Origin of the sequence: Flavobacterium sp. RSB2_4_14 (genome assembly GCF_051547085.1) — a bacterium.
Taxonomy (GTDB): Bacteria; Bacteroidota; Bacteroidia; order Flavobacteriales; family Flavobacteriaceae; genus Flavobacterium.
Map to the genome: position 1 here is coordinate 1 of NZ_JBPTTL010000027.1, position 513 is coordinate 513.

Annotated in this window: 1 protein-coding gene; it reads right to left on the minus strand. The window is 45.4% G+C overall.

Annotated features, from left to right (window positions below; translation table 11 throughout):
• Positions 1-513: hypothetical protein (locus ACSVH2_RS14105; RefSeq protein ID WP_438093818.1), on the minus strand; the 513-nt coding region annotated here is incomplete at both ends.

Genomic DNA, 513 nt, shown 5'->3' on the forward strand with positions numbered 1-513 from the left:
ATTGTTTTGGGCATCTGCCAAACTTGGGTAATAGGCTACGGTGTAACCTGGTAAGTTTTGGGTGATTTCGGCTGTCTTTACGGTTAAATCAAAACTGTGGAATTGATTATTAGGATTGGCATCGTCATCACAAACACTCAATGGCGCTGGTGTGGTGAGTAACAATGGGGTATTGATGACTAACTGGAAGCTTCCTAGGTTGTAACATCCCGTGGTGTTGTCTTCTACTCTAACCCATATGGTCTCTCCATTGGTTCCTATGTAGTTCGTAGCAGGTATAATCGGTGCTGTACCGTCTTGCGCAGCGAGTTGACTGTTGTAATAGGTAACGGTGTAACTGCCACCAGCGGGTTGTTGGGCTAACACATCTGGGGTACGTTGGGTTAAATCTACTCCAGTAATGGCATTTTGTGGGTTGTTGTCATCATCACACACCACGATGTTGTTTAGGGCTACTGGGGCGATTGGGCTTGGATTAACATTGAGTTCTATGGTAATGACACTCCAACATCC